Genomic DNA, 462 nt, shown 5'->3' on the forward strand with positions numbered 1-462 from the left:
TCGTTCCCGGCACTCGTTCGGTAATGGATCCACTTCGTGGCTCCGCTACGCTCACTCCGTTTGGGAATGTGATCCACGTTGTGGCCCCGCTGCCCTCGCTTCGTTTGGAAATGCAAGTTTCCTTTCGTTCCCGGCACTCGCTCGGCAATGTGGCCACGTTGTGGCCCCGCTGCCCTCGCTTCGTTTGGAAATAAAAAACCCGGCAGCTACCTACTCTCCCGCGACGAACGCAGTACCATTGGCGTGGGAGGGCTTGACTTCCGTGTTCGGGATGGGAACGGGTATGGCACCTCCGCTATTACTACCGGATTAATATTTCATATCGATTCTCCCATCTCTAGACGCGAAAAATCGTATGAAACGGAATCGACAGATTCCTTATGTAAAAAAAAGGTCCGGCAGCTACCTACTCTCCCGCGACGAACGCAGTACCATCGGCGTGGGAGGGCTTGACTTCCGTGT

General features: G+C 54.8%; 1 rRNA gene. It reads right to left on the bottom strand.

Annotated elements, in window-relative coordinates:
- Window positions 1-197 precede the first annotated feature (197 nt).
- A 5S ribosomal RNA gene (gene rrf, locus ACODJP_RS13785) occupies window positions 198-309 on the bottom strand.
- Window positions 310-462 lie beyond the last annotated feature (153 nt).

Origin of the sequence: Pleomorphochaeta sp. DL1XJH-081 (assembly GCF_049310885.1) — a bacterium.
Lineage (GTDB): Bacteria > Spirochaetota > Spirochaetia > Sphaerochaetales > Sphaerochaetaceae > CAYZJV01.